The organism is Pontibacter rufus, assembly GCF_015694705.1.
Lineage (GTDB): Bacteria > Bacteroidota > Bacteroidia > Cytophagales > Hymenobacteraceae > Pontibacter > Pontibacter rufus.
Window position 1 is genome coordinate 131,290 of sequence record NZ_JADQDR010000014.1, and the last position, 15,831, is coordinate 147,120.

A 15,831-nucleotide genomic window follows, 5' to 3' on the forward strand; every position below is an offset into this window, starting at 1 on the left:
TGATGTGCAGTGTATAAGAAGTATAACCAGCTTCCGACGTTCTTCCTCAGACGCCTTTAAACTGAGGCTTGCGCTTCTCATTAAAGGCTGCTGTGCCTTCTTTGTAGTCGTCAGAGTTGCCGGCAATTTTCTGGCAGTGCGCTTCATAGTCCAGCATTTCGTCCAGGGTGGAACTAAAGGATTTATTGAGCATCTTTTTCATCAGGCCAATGGCTTTGGTGGGGGCGACCGCATACCGGGCAGCCAACTCAGCCACGGCAGCATCCAGTGCCTCCGGTGCCACTACTTTGTTAACGAGGCCCAGTTGCAGCGCCTCTTCTGCTGATACTTTGGACCCTAATGTGCTTAGTTCAAAGGCTTTTAAAGACCCAACCACGCGCGGCAGAAAAAACGACGAGCCCGAGTCCAGCACCAGGCCTATATTCACAAAAACCTCAATCATACTTGCTGCCGATGAAGCTATGATCATATCACAGGCCAAAGCCAGCGAGCAGCCGGCGCCGGCCGCTACGCCATTCAGCCTGCAGATAATTGGTTTCGGCAGGTTGCGCATGGCCCGGATAATAGGATTGTAACGTTTCTCCAGCGACTCCGACAAATCGCGCTTACTGGCACCGGCAATTGCTTTTAAATCCTGGCCCGAACAGAACGCTTTTCCGGCGCCTGTCAGCACCACCACCCGCACGCTGCTGTCGCGCGACACCTGTTTCAGGGCATCCTGCAGATCGTAGCTTTGCTGGTCGTTAAAGGCGTTGAATACATCCGGTCTGTTGAGAGTGATGGTGGCAACACCATCCTGTACATCGTATAGCAGGCATTCGTAAGACATGGGCAGCGGAGTTGGTTATACTTATCAAAGGTAATAAAAGCTTGGTGTCTGGCAAGCAGGGCGCTACAACCCCATTACAAAAGCAGCCATAAGCGCCAGCAGCAAACCGCTGGCAAAACCAGTGTACACCTGCGCGGGCGAGTGCTTGTGCAGCGACAGACGTGCCGAAAGTACCGCTCCCGCCGACAGCAGCAGCACGGCAATGGGTGCCATCATCATGGCTTCCGGCGCCAGCCTGTTCAGGATAAGCAGCAGCCCCAGGCCGCCGCCCATGCCCACACCATGGGCGCTTATCTTCCAGAAAAGCGAAACCGCATACGTGTAAAACACGGTGGCTGCCATAATTACCATCACAAAGTAAAAGATAGAATCGAAATCGGACTCGCGGTGCAGCAGGTAAGCTGTAAGGCCGTAGCAAACCCCTGTAAACAGCAGTGGCAGCCCCCGCTGCTCCCGCCGGTCCATCTCTACAGAATCGAGCTGGCCGGTGCGCACCATGGTATAAGCGCCCAGCCCGGGTATAACGAAAGTGGTGAAAAACAACATGCCCAGCATTATCCAGCGGCCCATCATCGTTAGCGAGAGCATCGGCGCAGGCATGTAAAAAAGGATAAAGCCAAAAAGATAGGTCGGCAGCAGCAGCGGATGAAACACTACTGACAGCACCTGCGCCAGGGAACGATTCACTTGAGGTCAGTTTGAGCGTTAAAGGGTTGGAAAGTTAAATAGTTAGAAGCGAACATGTATGCTTTTAGCTATACTTACGGAATTTATACTTCATGATATCATCTCATACCCCGATTCTGCTCTCCTTGTTGTATGCTGTCGCCTAAGTATGGCTTATCGGTGATAACATCCGCAGGAGAATAAACCTGCACCTGCACTCGTCACCTAGTTATATTATCGCCAATTCCGGCAACACGCAAGTGCCTACAGCGCCAGCACCTGCTGCCAAATCGCCTCGTTAACCGGTATGCCTTCTGCTTCGTTGCGGTGGCGGGTGCTAAGGGTTCTTTCTCCCGGATACAGTACCTGCGCGCCCTCCTCAAGCACAATACTGCTCTTGGCGTACGCTATGATATCTTCGCTAACAGATTCATCCAGCGTGCCGGCATCAAGGCACAGGAAAAACTGAGAAACACCCGCTTCGGTGCCTGTTGCCGTAATCTCCGCCACAGAGCGCCCGCCACTCAATGCGCTTACCAGTACATCCAGCATCAGCGACAGGCCCGAACCTTTCCAAAAACCAACAGGAAGCACCCGGCCTGTTGCCCTGACCTTTGCCGGATCTTTTGTTAATACCCCGTTTTCGTCATAGCCTCCTGCCACTGGCAGCATTTCCCCTTTCAGCTCGTATTCCTGCAACTTACCATAAGAAAACTGCGACATAGCCATATCCAGCACCAGGTGGCCCTCTTTGCGCGGGACCGCAATCACCAGGGGGTTATTTCCCAGCCGTGGCTCCGTACCACCATAGGGCGGCATGTTGGCAATAGAGTTGGTGGCGCAGATGCCAATACAGCCGGCATCGGCAGCCTGCCAGCCATAGGTGCCGCCGCGCATCCAGTGGTTCGTGTTTTTAACGGCCACGCACCCCATGCCGTTTTCTTTGGCTAGTGCGATGGCGCGTTGCATGGCAAGCGTTGCCGTATACATGCCGGGTGCATTGTGCCCGTCCCAGTGTTCTACAACGCCGTGGCGGCTTATACTTGCAGGGGTTGCATGTATAGCAACTGCCCCTTCTTTTACCAGCTGCACAAATACCGGAAAGCGGTTAAGCCCGTGTGAGTACACGCCATCCCTGCTGTTCTCGGCAAATATCCTGGCGCATAGTTCCGCCCGCTCCTCCCCAAAGCCGTGTTTCAGCAGTATGCTTTTCAGTTGCGATTTCAGCTTCCCGAATGATACTCTCATTTTTGCTCAGATTAGTATACAACCGATAATTCACGCAAATCTCCTCCCTGAAAGTATAGAAGAAGTGCTGCAACAGCTTTAAGGATTATGCACACCAGCATCAGTTACTCCCGGAGAGATTACAACTCCCCTGGCGCAAGCGTCCGCTTGTGCCAGAGGCCGGAATATAGCTACTGAGAACAAAATTACAGTTCCTTTCGCAGCCTTGCCACCGGAATATTGAGTTGCTCCCTGTACTTGGCCACGGTGCGGCGGGCAATGTTGTAGCCTTTCTCATTCAGGATTTTTTCAATTTTCTCGTCAGAGAGCGGCTTGCGCTTGCTTTCCTTGTCGATAATCTCTTTCAGGATATGTTTTACCTCGCGGCTGCTGGCGTCCTCGCCGGAGTCGGTGGCAATGCCTTCTGAGAAGAAGTACTTAAGCGGGTAAATACCAAATTCTGTTTGTACGGCCTTGCTGTTGGCCACGCGGCTTATGGTGCTGATATCCATTCCCACTTCCTCGGCAATATCCTTGAGGATCATGGGCCGCAGTTCGCTTTCATCGCCCTCCAGAAAAAAGTCGTGCTGGTATTTAATGATAGCCTCCATGGTGCGCAGCAGCGTGTTCTGGCGCTGGCGGATGGCGTCTATAAACCACTTGGCCGCATCGAGCTTCTGCTTTACAAACGTTACCGTTTCCTTCAGCTTCTTGTCTTTTTTGTCTGATTTATCATAGGCATCAAACATGTCGGCATAAGAGCGGCTGATGCGCAGGTCTGGGGCATTGCGGGAGTTGAGCGACAGCCGCAGTTCGCCGTTGTCGTTGGTAAGTATAAAATCCGGGATGATGTACTGGATGCGCGTTGTTCCCGCACCTGCGCCGCCCGGCTTTGGATTGAGCCGGATAATGACATCTACGGCTTTTTTCAGTTCATCTTCCGAAATGTTAAACTTCGACTGTATTTTCTGGTAATGCTTTTTGGTAAATTCATCAAACGCCTCCTCGATGATGCGCTCGGCCAGAATCGTTATCGGGTCCTGCTCGCGGCGGTGCAGTTGCAGCAAGAGGCATTCCGGCAGATCGCGGGCGGCAATTCCGGCAGGATCAAAGGTCTGAACCAGGTGCAGCACCTGCTCAATTTCCTCCTCGGTGGTTTCGATGTTCTGCGAAAAAGCCAGGTCGTTGGCAATGGCGCTCAGATCGCGGCGAATATAGCCGTCGCTGTCGATGCTGCCGATAAGCTGCATGCCGATGTTATACTGCTTGTCATCCAGGTCCAGGAAGCCTAATTGGTCCAGCAGCGCATCGGTCAGGGAAGAGGTCATGGCGATGGGCATCTCGCGGTCTTCCTCATCGCCGCCGCGGTCGCCCTGCATTTTGTAGCCGCTTATCTCATCGTCGTTCAGGTAATCGTTGATATCTACATCCTCGTCCTTGCCGTAATCGTCGTCGCTGTCATAGTCCTCCGCTTCGCTGTACTCCTCGGCAGGCTCGTCGCCGCCTTCTTCCAGCGCCGGATTTATTTCCATTTCTTCTTTAATGCGCATCTCCAGCTCGGCCGTAGGTATCTGGAGCAGCTTGATAAATTGTATCTGCTGCGGCGATAACTTCTGGGATAAAAGCTGTCTTAAATCGAGTCGCTGCATAAGTGTTTATACGGGTGTTGGTGCCGTTTGCGGCAATTCCAAATTTAGGATAATTTTACTTGCATTTACAAAAAAGGTTAAAATATCGTTACTTTGAGGGATATTTGAGGCGATACAAGTATCGCGTATCACGGCATACGTATCATCTATCCAGGCACAGGACTAATCCATACTTCATCACGAAGTGTTTAAAGTATATGGTTTATAATGCCTGATTGCTTATACTTGGAAAGCTGTGATGCGCGTGTCCTGATACGTAATCCGCATTAAAATTCAGAAATCTGTACCCTCAGGAATTACAGGCAATAACAACATACTCATGCAACGCATAAAAATCAAAGAACTATTAGAAGGGGCCGAAGCTGGCCACGACGTATTGCTTAAGGGCTGGGTGCGCACCAAGCGCGGCAACAAGTATGTAAACTTTATCGCCGTAAACGACGGCTCCACCATACACAACCTGCAGGTAGTAGCCGAGGCCGATAAGTTCAGCGAAGAGGCGCTAAAGGACGTAACTACCGGCGCCGCCGTTGCCGTGACCGGCCAGTTAGTGGCCTCGCAGGGCAAAGGACAGGCCTACGAGGTGCAGGCCACCCATATAGAAGTGCTGGGCAAAGCTGATCCGGAAGTATACCCGCTGCAGAAGAAAGCGCACTCGCTGGAGTTTCTGCGCGAGATTGCGCACCTGCGCTTCCGCACCAACACCTTTGGCGCGGTGTTTCGTGTGCGCAACGCGCTGGCCTTTGCTGTGCATAAATTTTTCAACGAGAAAGGCTTCGTATACATGCACACGCCCATCATCACCGCTTCGGATGCAGAGGGCGCCGGCGAAATGTTCCGCGTAACGACGCTGGATCTGGACAAGCTGCCGCGTACTGAAGAAGGCGCTATCAACTTTGCGGAAGATTTCTTTGGCAAAGCCACCAACCTCACCGTCTCGGGACAGTTGGAAGGCGAATTGGCAGCCATGGCTTTCAGCGATATTTATACATTCGGACCAACTTTCCGGGCCGAAAACTCCAACACCACGCGCCACTTGGCCGAGTTTTGGATGATTGAGCCCGAAATGGCTTTCTACGATTTGCAGATGAACGCCGATCTGGCCGAGGAATTTATCAAATACATTATCCGTCACGCGCTGGAAAACAACCGCGACGACATTGAGTTCCTGGGCCAGCGATTAGCAGAAGAAGATAAGGCCAAACCGCAAAACGAGCGCCAGGAAATGACGCTGCTGGAAAAGCTGGAGTTTGTGGCAAATAATAGTTTCGAGCGGATTACCTATACCCAGGCCATAGACATACTTGTAAACTCACCGGCTTACAAGAAAAAGAAGTTCCAGTACGACGTGAGCTGGGGCTCGGATTTGCACAGCGAGCACGAGCGCTACCTGGTGGAGAAACATTTTAAGAAGCCGGTAATTGTAACCGACTATCCGAAGGACATCAAAGCGTTTTATATGCGCGTGAACGATGACAATAAAACTGTCGCCGCCATGGACATCCTGGCACCCGGCATCGGCGAAATTGTAGGCGGTTCGCAGCGCGAGGAGCGCCTGGACATACTGGTAGAGCGCATGAAAGGCGTCGGCATACACGAAGAAGACATGTGGTGGTACCTGGATACCCGCCGCTTCGGGGGTTGCCCGCACGCAGGTTTTGGGTTGGGTTTCGAGCGCATGGTACAGTTCGTAACCGGCATGGGCAACATCCGCGACGTGATTCCTTTCCCGAGAACGCCGCAGAACGCGGAGTTTTAAGAGAACTGGTTTATACTTATACATCAAACGCCCGGCTATACTTTTGGCCGGGCGTTTTTGTGGGTGTTATTGGGTTATTACATAAAACTGCCGCTATATTTAGATATATTTATTTATCAACCCTGTTATGAGAAATTTTTATACTTTGCTACTGGCTTTAACTCTAATAGCTCCTGCTGCCGTGGCCCGGCAACAACCACCCACTCCTACTGCCTCCCACAGGAATTATACAGGTATAAAGGGCGGCATCAACTTTTCCAAGATTCGTAACCTGAACAATGCCTCTACATTTATAGGGGCACATGGAGGCTTTTATACTTTATACATGCAGTCAGAGCGTTTCGGCATTCAGCCAGAGATCCAATACTCGCTTCAGGGTGCTACCTTCGAGCATAGCCATTTATTTATGCACTATGTCGTGGTGCCTGTGATGCTGAAGTTTTTCCCGGCACCTGCATTTAGCCTCCAGGCAGGGCCCTATGCAGGTTATCTGCTTTCCAGTAAGGTTGAAACAGATAGCTATCCGGCTCAATATACAGGTAAAGGACAGGACTATGGGTTTGCCTACGGATTGACTATAGGTGATGAAGGTAAATTTACTGTCAGCGCACGCCATCATGTTGGTTTATCCGGCTTCACCTCTAACAAGGGTTCTGCCAAGAACCAGGTATTCCAGATAGCTATAGGCGTTTGTATCAGCAGAAAGTAGTCCTGCTAACAAAAAATGCATTTATACTTACTATACTTACGCTCCTTCAGACAATTTACGCAAGTATGAAGACTTGCTGTTAGGATTAAGTACAGGGGCGCTGCGCTGAATACTTGCGCTATCATAGGCCTATACTTCAAAGACGCCGGCCAAAAAATAGCCAAGGGATTTTTGTTGGTAATTGCATCATAAGTATATAATCCAAACATTATATACTTATTTTCTACATAAATTATACTTTGCTTTAAATAGCTCCGACACCACCAAAGTTATACTTTGGCCAAATATTTGCACGTTGTAAAGGTATACATTTCAAGCCTTTAACTTATGCGTAAATCAATTTTAACCCTGCTCTTCTTAGGCCTGTTTGCCACCATGGCCAGCGCCCAGAAAGAGTTTGCAAATGTTGAGTTGCCGCTGCGTAATCCCGAAGATCTGGTAACGGTAGCTGACGACGACGGCAACGTATGCATTTACTTCTTCCAGAATGGCAAGCTGCATTTCAGCCTGCTCTCCCCAAGTGGCCAGCAAATTGCCCAACACGAGATTCCATACCGTTTTTCAAATGATCCGCAGGTGCTCGGCACGCGCGTAACAGATGATGAGTTTGTTTTTTACAGCCGCTATACCAATGGCCGCCGCGAGTATGTGCGCCCTTTTGCCATTAACCGCGCAACAGGCGCTTTCCGAAGCCTGCAGGATCAGCAGCTCGATATAAAACGGGGCGAAGAGTTTGTAGGCGGTTTCGGCAACGACAATCACTTTTACATGCTCTACACCGACAGGAAAGATAATCTATACCTGTACCGCGATGCCGAAGACGACATGGCGCACCTGGAGATGAAGGTCTTTAAGCCGGAAATGCCGGACACCCGCGACCGCTACGGACGCCTGGTGAACATGATTTACGTGCATCCCGACCTGGAGCGCACCGTGTTTACCGGCCACCACCGCAGCAAGATTTATACGCAGGACGATAAAATATACATGATTTTTGACGGGTATGCCCTGAAAGGGAAAGGCAACAAAGCTACTACCGAAATCCTGACGCTGGATTGGAATACCGGAGAGACAAACTACCGCACCCTGCCCGAAATAGAACAGAAAAAAGGGCCAAGCTTTAACTCTTTCCTGTACGACAATACGCTGTTCAGGCTACACCTGGAACGTGACCAGCTCGACCTTACGGCTTACGACTTTAAGTCTCTTGATCCGGTTAAATCCTATACGTATACCAGTGATGAGGAAATCGGCATTAAATCAACGCCGGTGCACCAGCATTCGGGTAGCAAAGGGCTTTTCTCCTCAGGCAACGATGTAATCGAGAAAACGTCGAAGATAATGAAAAACCTGGCCAGCGGTGTGCCTGCCATCACCGTAGACAACTTCGGCGACAGTACCATTCAGCTGACTATCGGTTCGTATGAGGCGCCCTCTGAGCGTACGGGGGAAAATTATAGCCGCATGGTACGCACCCCTGATCGCTACTACCGCTCATCGCGTGGTTTGGTGGTAATACCGGGCCGCTGGACGCCAGCATACAACATCCCCAGTTACTACCTCAACTCGCCCTACTACAGCAGGTTCTTTTATGACCCATACGGTCAGGCTGGCAACATACCCACCGGCCCGGGCACCAGCACTTACTTCCGCGCTATCCTGGACAGCAACACCCTGGCCAAGGTAGAAAGCAAAGAAGAGCCCGTGGTATTGCAGGAAAAGATAGAGCAGTATGAGGACGAGCTGAAGCCGGAACCGGAGTACCAGATGGTTTACCGCTACGGCAACAAACTGCACTATGGCTACTACGACCGCAAATCCCGGACTTTCCGGATTGTGGAGTTTGCGCAAAACCAGGAGCCTTCACTGCCTGACCAGCAATAAGGCGCACCAGGCATAGATACAGAAGCCCTGCCGGTTTAGCCGGCAGGGCTTTTTGTTTCCGGATCACTTTATTACTGCCCCATCAGTTTTATTTACTCTTCCCCACTGGTAAGCAGGCACTTTTAAGTTCACTTAGTCAGGCTTGTAGAAAGCACAGGTATTTAAAAATAAACGCTATAGTTGGGTACGATTTATTTGCCAGCCTCTGATTACCTTCCATAGTAGTTTCTTTATAAAATACAAAATATTTGTTATATTACGCTCTATTAACCCGCTTATACCTATGGAAAACAGTAAGAAGAAAAGGCTTAGACACCTTTTGGCTATACTTGGGCTGTTTATACTCTTCGCTTTAGGTGCGTTTAAGAATCAGGATGACAATCTTATCCAAAAGATTGTCACTCATTTTAAATTCTTCAATCAAAATTACCTGCAAGAAAAGCTCTACCTGCACCTCGACAAACCTTATTATGGCATTGGTGAAGACATGTGGTACAAGGCCTATCTTGTAAACGGCACTTCGCTTACACCTGATTCAACCAGCAAGAATGTGTATGTAGAGCTTGTTTCGCCAGATGGAGAAATCGTTCAGAAGCACACCTTAAAGGTAAAGAATGGATTTGCTGCCGGCGATTTTTCTATTGCCGATTCGCTGCAGGAAGGCACCTACAGCGTACGGGCTTACACCAACTGGATGCGCAACTTCTCGGATGATTATTTCTTTAAACAAGACATCCCTATCTGGAAAAACACATCTGAGGACCTACTTGCAGCTAAAGGAACAACACGCAAAAATACATCCAGAGCAGCAGAAGGTAATGCTTCTCCTGCTCTGGATGTTCAGTTCTTCCCGGAGAGCGGTAGCCTGATAGCAGGAATTAAAAGCAAGATAGCTTTTAAGGCTATTGATGGACTTGGGAAAGGAATAGACATAACAGGCAACGTAGTAGATGAAGCAGGAAAAGAAATTGCTGCGTTTAAAAGCTCTCATTTGGGTATGGGCAGTTTTATGTTCACTCCAGCATATGGCACCAACTATACCGTCCGCGTTAAAGCCGGCACTGACAACCAGCCGCAGAAGTTTTCTTTTCCCCAGGTGCAGGAGAGAGGCATTATAATGCAGGTCAACAATTTCCCTCAGGATATGATGTACGTCAGTATTGTGCAAAATATAGCAGATAATGCTGCTGATAAAGAAGTAGTATTTATCGGGCAATCGCGGGGTGTAATCTGCTATGCTTCAAAAGCAAGCCTAACCGGTACGTCGTCCATCATAAGTATTCCCAAAGAAAAATTCCCTGCTGGAATAGCACAGCTGAACCTCTTTGATGCTGCTACCGGAGAGCCCTTGTGCGAGCGCCTGGTATTCATCAGCAACCAGCAGGATAAATTAAACCTATCCATAAAAAGCAATAAGACTAGCTATAAGCCAAGAGAGTTGGTACAGCTAGATATAACAGCAACCGATCAGAAAGGCAACCCCGCTGTAGCCAACTTATCTTTAGCCGTAACAGAGGCTGCCGTACAGCACAAAGCTTACGCCAGAAACCTGTATACCTATTTGCTCCTGTCGTCAGATCTGCAAGGCACTGTTGAACAGCCGGGCTATTATTTTAAAGACCAGAAAATATCAACCTTACAGGCGCTCGACAACCTAATGTTAACCCAGGGCTGGAGAAGATTTGTATGGGAAGAGATACTCGCCGGCAAGTTTCCAAAGATCAACTATGGCATGGAACAAAGTTTGTCGGTCAGCGGCCAGGTAAACCACCTTTCCGGAAACAAGCCATGGCCTAACAGTGATATACTTCTTTACCTAGCAGGCAAAGATCCGGTGTGGATACAGACAAAAACAGACGAAAAAGGAAGGTTCTTTGCAGATCAGTTTGATTTTTATGGCAAGGTAAACCTGATTGTACAGGCCCGGAATGAAAAAGGCAGCAAGCATGTCTCCATCGTGCTGGACAAGCACGTTTCTCCTCCTTTACCAGCAAGGCCAGATAAACTTACGGGCGAAAGGCCTCCTTTTATAGCAGCCTATCTGGACCGGGCAGAAAAGAAGAAAAGAACAGATGAAGCCTACGCTATCAGCAAAGGCGAGCACCTATTGAAAGAGGTAGTTGTAGAAGGGAAGGAAGAGGAAGATGTTGGACCTGGCATTATAAAGATGTATGGCACACCGGACAACACAATAAAAATGGATGATTTGGGAGGAAGCGCCTCCTCTTATCAGAATATTCTACAGCCCCTCCAGGGAAGGGTCGCCGGTGTACAAGTATTTGGAACCGGCCCTGAGATGGCTGTTTCTATCAGAGGTGGTGGAACACCATTATTCCTGTTTGATGGAGTGGAAGTAGAACTGGACATGATTTCATCTATCAACCCCGCTATAGTAGAAACCATTGATGTTCTGAAAGGACCTGCTGCGGCTGTTTATGGTGCCCGTGGCAGCAACGGCGTGATTGCCATTTACACAAGACGTGGCCCTGGCAATTATGGCAGCCAACAGGAGCCGGGATTTGTCACTACCTCGTTGGCCGGCTACTATAAAGCAAGAGAGTTTTATGCCCCAAAATATAATGTAAAGAAAGAAGCGCATGCGTTACCTGACATGCGCTCTACTCTTTTCTGGAGCCCTGAAGTAATAACAGATGCAAATGGCAAAGCAACCGTCACTTTTTATAATGCTGACAATGTGGATGCCATGCGTGTTGTGGCAGAAGGTATTACTAACACAGGATTAATTGGCACCGAAACAAAAGCAATTGGCACCGAGCCTAGAGAAATGAGCAACTAGGCCTTAATCCTTTACACGCGCTTCCTACTTTTCATACTTCTTCAGCTTTTCTTTCTGCACCAGTTGCCTTTCCAGCACTTGCTGCACCTGAGGTGTATCGTAATCAGCTATACGCTTGATGTAACGCATTACTTTATTCATGATCTGATCTTGCTGCAGGCCGGCTTCCAGTGCATAAGCGTATGGCAGATCAGTAAAGGTAACCATGGAGTAAAGAGGCACCCATATATCAGGATACTGGGCAGATATTCTGGATTCGACCTGCTTGCGCAGCAGAAACCGCGGATCGGCTACTTTGTCGCGCATTTCGATGAAATTCATCACGGCCAGATCAGCAATGGCATCGGCATCGGGTTTGCGGCTGCGTTCAAACCTGTCGAACAGGGCTTCCCAATCCCCGCCTTCAAAGCCTTCCAGCAGCTGATCCAATACCACGATATCCTCAAACCCGGCATTCATACCCTGTCCGTAAAAAGGTGTTATGGCATGGCTGGCATCACCCAGCAGCAGCGACTTGCCCCCATAGCTCCACGGAAAGCATTTTATAGTTACCAGCGATCCGGTCGGGTTATCAAAATATTCCTGCGCCAGATCCGGCATCAGCGGTGCGGCATCCGGAAAAGCCTCAGCAAAGAATTGCAGCAGGTCTTCCTCGTTCCTGATTGCCGCAAAAGAGCGCTCGCCTTCATAAGGGAAAAACAGCGTACACGTAAAGCTGCCGTCAATGTTGGGCAGGGCAATCATCATGTAGTTGCCGCGCGGCCAGATGTGCAACGCATGCTTCTCGATAGCCCAGCCGCCAGGTGCCGCAGGTATGGTGAGTTCTTTGTAGCCATACTCCAGGTAAGACTGGCTGTAATTGAAGCGCTCTGTTTTCTGCATGGCGCCCCGCACCACCGAAAAAGCTCCATCGGCGCCGAAAAGCACATCCGGCTGTATGGTTTCTGTTTCGCCAGACTCGTTGTTCCGCAACTGCACCTTGTTGGTACTTAGATTTACATCCAGCGCCTGCCGGTTAAAATGGTAGGTGATATCCGGGTTATGCTCCGAAATGTTCATCAGCGCCACATTTAACCCCCCCCTGGATACGGAGTAGATAGACTGCCCCTCTTTGCCATATGGCTGAAAGGTGAGTTTGCCCTGCTCGTCGTGCATCATGCGCCCGTGCATGGGTATGGCTACTTTACGCACTTCTTCCGCTATACCTATGCCCTGCAGGGCACGCCAGCCACGATCGCTTAGAGCCAGGTTTATAGAGCGGCCCTCCTCTGTAGTGGCTTTGCGCAAATCGGGGCGGCGCTCGTAAAGGTCTACTTTGTGTCCGCGCCGGGCCAGATACAGGCTCAACAGCGACCCGACCAAGCCGGCCCCGATAATGGCGGTGTTCTTTCTTTCAGTCATAGTTTCTGAAGGGCTCGCGCCTATGTTGGCGCAAAGTTACAGGTTTCCGGCGTGCTTTGGCAAACGCATTATACCTGTACGTTCCGCAAAGGCAGGTTGATGCGCGGTATAGCGCAGGCAGAGCAGTGAGATCATGCGGTGTGCGCTATGCTCATACTCCAATAATTCAACCATACAACCTTATACTTCCCGAACACTTTCCTCCTGCTTGTGCAGCTTTTTTTCCATGCGTTCGCGGCGGTCATCAAGGTAGGTCATGGCTTTGGAAGCAGTGAGCCCGTGCAGCACAATTGATACCAGCACGATAAAACCAACTACCGACCACAACTGATCGGCTTCCGCAAAGCTGACTCTGGCCAGCGCAAACGACAGATAAAAGAAAGAGCCGATGCCGCGAATCCCGAAAAAGCTGATAGCCCATTTTTCCCGCACCGACACCCCTGTGCCCCACATGCCAATCATACCTGCCAGCGGCCGGATAACGAATAGCAACAGCAGCCCAACCACTGCGCCCTGCCACGTCAGGAAGTTGAGCAGGCCAAATACAATGCTGCCGCCAAACACCATCAGCAGGGTTACCATGAGGATATGCTCTACCTGGTTTACAAAGTCGTGCATTTCGGTATGATACTCATGCTCCGGCTCAAAGCTGCTCATGGTAATGGCCGCGATAAACACCGCAATGAAACCATACCCATGCGCCATCTCTGTTACACCATAGGCCACCAGCGTAGCCGACAAAGCCAGAAACCCCTCCTGCGCTCTTGGGAAGTTTGTTTTCTTGGGTAGTATAAAAATCAGGTATGCCAGGCCGCGGCCTACCAGAAAGCCGATGCTAACGCCAGCTACAATACGGTATAATAAATCCCGCAGCAGCCAGTCCCTGATCCAGGAGCCATCTGTGGCCTCTGCGGCAATAGCAATTACCACCGCCAGCCACGTAAACGGGAAAGCCATGCCATCATTCAGTCCGGCTTCTGCGGTGAGCGAAAAGCGGACATCGTCTTCCTCCTCCTCGTTGGGCGGCCCCACCTGTACCTGCTCGGCCAGCACCGGGTCGGTAGGGGCCAGCACTGCCCCCAGCAGTATAGCCGCCGCCGGGGCCATGCCCAGCACGCCCCAGCCCAGCAGCGCCACGCCCGCAATACACAGCAACATGGTAACACTCACCAGCCGGAGCGGCACCCGCCAGTTCCGGAAAGTTATCTTGCGCCGTATTTTCAGGCCGGTGCCCATCAGCGAAATAATAACGCTTAGTTCCGTGAGGTGCACCACATAATCCTCCTGCCACAGGGGGTCCGGGCGCGGCAGTTCGAAGGGCAGCAGGTAAATACCAATGCCCAGCAGCAGATACAGAGTCGGGTAAGAAATAATGGTGCGCTTCAGCAGCGCCGGCACCCAAGCCATCGAAAGGGCTGCCAGCCCCACCAATGTTAATACTACAATATATTCTGACATAGGTAAATTATGGTGAAAAGCTATACGTATTAATACCTCAACAATGAGGCGTTAGTACGTATAAATCTTTCAGCAAGTATAAATCTACCCTATACTCAGGGCAGGTGCACCCTGGTTTATGTACTGCCATTGGTCTGATAAGCTTTCCGGCTTATTATACATAATGCGCCAGGCACCTTTCCCGCGGACTTCTCTGAATTAACCTTGTCTATAATTTGCAGAAAGCCGGCTCATAAGTATCTGACAGAATGAATTTAAGCTGTTTTATGATCCTGAGAGGTAGATACCCAGGAGATTGCCTGTGTGGAGCTCACGAGCAGTAGTCAAGACACTGCTGCTGTAGTGTCCAATATACTCAAAGGCAAATGCTTTTACGGCTAATATGAAGGACAGAAAAATAGAAACCCAGAAAGCAGAGGTAAAGCTAAAATGTAAAATACTCAACACCTTCTGCTGCCAGGGGATGCCTATGGCTTATAAAGCGGCTGCATGAAGGCGGCATACCTGGAACCAAAGATTAGTTTGAGATACTCTGTTGCAACAAAGTTGTTTAGAATTATTCCGTTTACCCAACTTTTGCAAAACTGCTGTTGTGCGCTCGTCTTATTTCCACAGGAAACATTATTTGCAATACCTGAAGTTTATAATTATTGATACCTTATGGGTAGCATGTCCATTTTTAATAGAAATAAAAATAAAATCATTAAAGCCGTTCCTAGTGCTGCGGTTATGTTTATGAATTTTTGTGCCTTAACACTATTGTTGAATACTCTTTCAATAGCTTTAAATATCATAAATCCAGCTATTCCACCTAAAGTGTTAGTAATTATATCTGTAACATCAAAAGCACCAACGGCTAAAATAAATTGAAGCGCTTCAACTATTAAACTAGTTAAGAAAAAGAAGAAAAGCTTTTTTCCAAGAGTCCATCTCTTAAATAGAATTCCTGCATATATACCTAGCGGTACAAAAACCACTACATTTAAAATGATTTCACCAACATCAATTTTCCCATTTAAGATCAAAGGTTCACTAAACGGAATTAAGTTTACGCTCCTGTTTCCCATATAAGAAAATTGCACTCCTAACTTAAGTACTAAAATCCAGAACAATACAATCAAATAAATTATAAATAATCCTATCGTCAGCCTGTTTGTTACATGATTACTTTTCGATTGTTGCTCCATTCTCTTGCAAATTCATGCTATTGAAGATTTTGTATAGACAACTGCCGGCTCTTGATATTTCGTATACTTAAAAACACTAAGTTATCGCTTGGTTCTTCAACAGCTAACTAAAGCTTAAAAGCGTTGCCGCCCGCAGGGCAGCTTTAGTTTTAAGCTTTAGTTAGCTGATGGATTTTTTAATTTCTTTTAGAGTATGTTTTGAAATTTTTCAATTTCTTGCTTTAGAGGGCTTTAATCTATTTAGCAGGAAGGAGATAAAGGCAAT

The 15,831-nt window shown here is 49.1% G+C and carries 11 protein-coding genes; 4 read left to right on the top strand and 7 right to left on the bottom strand.

Annotated elements, in window-relative coordinates; translation table 11 throughout:
- Positions 1-46: 46 nt before the first annotated feature.
- The 4 genes from I2I11_RS19695 to rpoN all read right to left on the bottom strand — a co-directional run bounded on the left by I2I11_RS19695 (position 47) and on the right by rpoN (position 4,371).
- Complete coding sequence (locus I2I11_RS19695) at positions 47-829, bottom strand: enoyl-CoA hydratase-related protein (RefSeq protein ID WP_196269464.1); 783 nt, start codon at positions 827-829, stop codon at positions 47-49.
- Between the two features lie 63 nt (positions 830-892).
- A complete protein-coding gene (locus tag I2I11_RS19700) occupies positions 893-1,516 on the bottom strand; it encodes a hypothetical protein (protein WP_370583022.1) in 624 nt (207 codons plus the stop codon).
- Positions 1,517-1,759: 243 nt separating this feature from the next.
- Positions 1,760-2,743: a 3-dehydro-L-gulonate 2-dehydrogenase gene (gene yiaK, locus I2I11_RS19705; protein ID WP_196269465.1), complete on the bottom strand. Its 984-nt coding sequence runs from the start codon at positions 2,741-2,743 to the stop codon at positions 1,760-1,762.
- Between the two features lie 185 nt (positions 2,744-2,928).
- Positions 2,929-4,371 (bottom strand): RNA polymerase factor sigma-54, encoded by a 1,443-nt coding sequence (gene rpoN / locus I2I11_RS19710; protein ID WP_196269466.1) that lies wholly within the window; start codon positions 4,369-4,371, stop codon positions 2,929-2,931.
- Between the two features lie 319 nt (positions 4,372-4,690).
- On the opposite strand from rpoN, the gene asnS reads away from it, so the two are divergent.
- From asnS to I2I11_RS19730, 4 genes are all read left to right on the top strand, one after another.
- Positions 4,691-6,130, top strand: coding sequence for an asparagine--tRNA ligase (gene asnS / locus I2I11_RS19715; RefSeq protein ID WP_196269467.1), 1,440 nt, complete (start codon positions 4,691-4,693; stop codon positions 6,128-6,130).
- A gap of 127 nt (positions 6,131-6,257) precedes the next feature.
- Positions 6,258-6,839, top strand: a complete 582-nt coding sequence (locus I2I11_RS19720) for a porin family protein (RefSeq protein WP_196269468.1) — start codon at positions 6,258-6,260, stop codon at positions 6,837-6,839.
- Positions 6,840-7,166: 327 nt separating this feature from the next.
- Positions 7,167-8,723: a hypothetical protein gene (locus tag I2I11_RS19725; protein ID WP_196269469.1), complete on the top strand. Its 1,557-nt coding sequence runs from the start codon at positions 7,167-7,169 to the stop codon at positions 8,721-8,723.
- 283 nt (positions 8,724-9,006) lie between these two features.
- Complete coding sequence (locus I2I11_RS19730) at positions 9,007-11,520, top strand: TonB-dependent receptor plug domain-containing protein (protein WP_196269470.1); 2,514 nt, start codon at positions 9,007-9,009, stop codon at positions 11,518-11,520.
- A 24-nt stretch (positions 11,521-11,544) separates the two neighbouring features.
- Here the strand turns inward: I2I11_RS19730 and I2I11_RS19735 are convergent, their stop codons facing one another.
- From I2I11_RS19735 to I2I11_RS19745, 3 genes are all read right to left on the bottom strand, one after another.
- Positions 11,545-12,921, bottom strand: a complete 1,377-nt coding sequence (locus I2I11_RS19735) for an FAD-dependent oxidoreductase (RefSeq protein ID WP_196269471.1) — start codon at positions 12,919-12,921, stop codon at positions 11,545-11,547.
- A 180-nt stretch (positions 12,922-13,101) separates the two neighbouring features.
- On the bottom strand, positions 13,102-14,379 hold the full coding sequence (locus I2I11_RS19740; RefSeq protein ID WP_196269472.1) for a cation:proton antiporter: 1,278 nt from the start codon (positions 14,377-14,379) through the stop codon (positions 13,102-13,104).
- A gap of 647 nt (positions 14,380-15,026) precedes the next feature.
- On the bottom strand, positions 15,027-15,566 hold the full coding sequence (locus I2I11_RS19745; RefSeq protein WP_196269473.1) for a VanZ family protein: 540 nt from the start codon (positions 15,564-15,566) through the stop codon (positions 15,027-15,029).
- Positions 15,567-15,831: the final 265 nt, after the last annotated feature.

What these genes read in the sequence shown, in the direction of transcription:
- I2I11_RS19695 (WP_196269464.1), bottom strand. Translation starts at nt 829, where the DNA reads ATGTCTTACGAATGCCTGCTATACGATGTACAGGATGGTGTTGCCACC.
- yiaK (WP_196269465.1), bottom strand. Translation starts at nt 2,743, where the DNA reads ATGAGAGTATCATTCGGGAAGCTGAAATCGCAACTGAAAAGCATACTG.
- rpoN (WP_196269466.1), bottom strand. Translation starts at nt 4,371, where the DNA reads ATGCAGCGACTCGATTTAAGACAGCTTTTATCCCAGAAGTTATCGCCG.
- asnS (WP_196269467.1), top strand. Translation starts at nt 4,691, where the DNA reads ATGCAACGCATAAAAATCAAAGAACTATTAGAAGGGGCCGAAGCTGGC.
- I2I11_RS19720 (WP_196269468.1), top strand. Translation starts at nt 6,258, where the DNA reads ATGAGAAATTTTTATACTTTGCTACTGGCTTTAACTCTAATAGCTCCT.
- I2I11_RS19725 (WP_196269469.1), top strand. Translation starts at nt 7,167, where the DNA reads ATGCGTAAATCAATTTTAACCCTGCTCTTCTTAGGCCTGTTTGCCACC.
- I2I11_RS19730 (WP_196269470.1), top strand. Translation starts at nt 9,007, where the DNA reads ATGGAAAACAGTAAGAAGAAAAGGCTTAGACACCTTTTGGCTATACTT.
- I2I11_RS19735 (WP_196269471.1), bottom strand. Translation starts at nt 12,921, where the DNA reads ATGACTGAAAGAAAGAACACCGCCATTATCGGGGCCGGCTTGGTCGGG.
- I2I11_RS19740 (WP_196269472.1), bottom strand. Translation starts at nt 14,379, where the DNA reads ATGTCAGAATATATTGTAGTATTAACATTGGTGGGGCTGGCAGCCCTT.
- I2I11_RS19745 (WP_196269473.1), bottom strand. Translation starts at nt 15,566, where the DNA reads ATGGAGCAACAATCGAAAAGTAATCATGTAACAAACAGGCTGACGATA.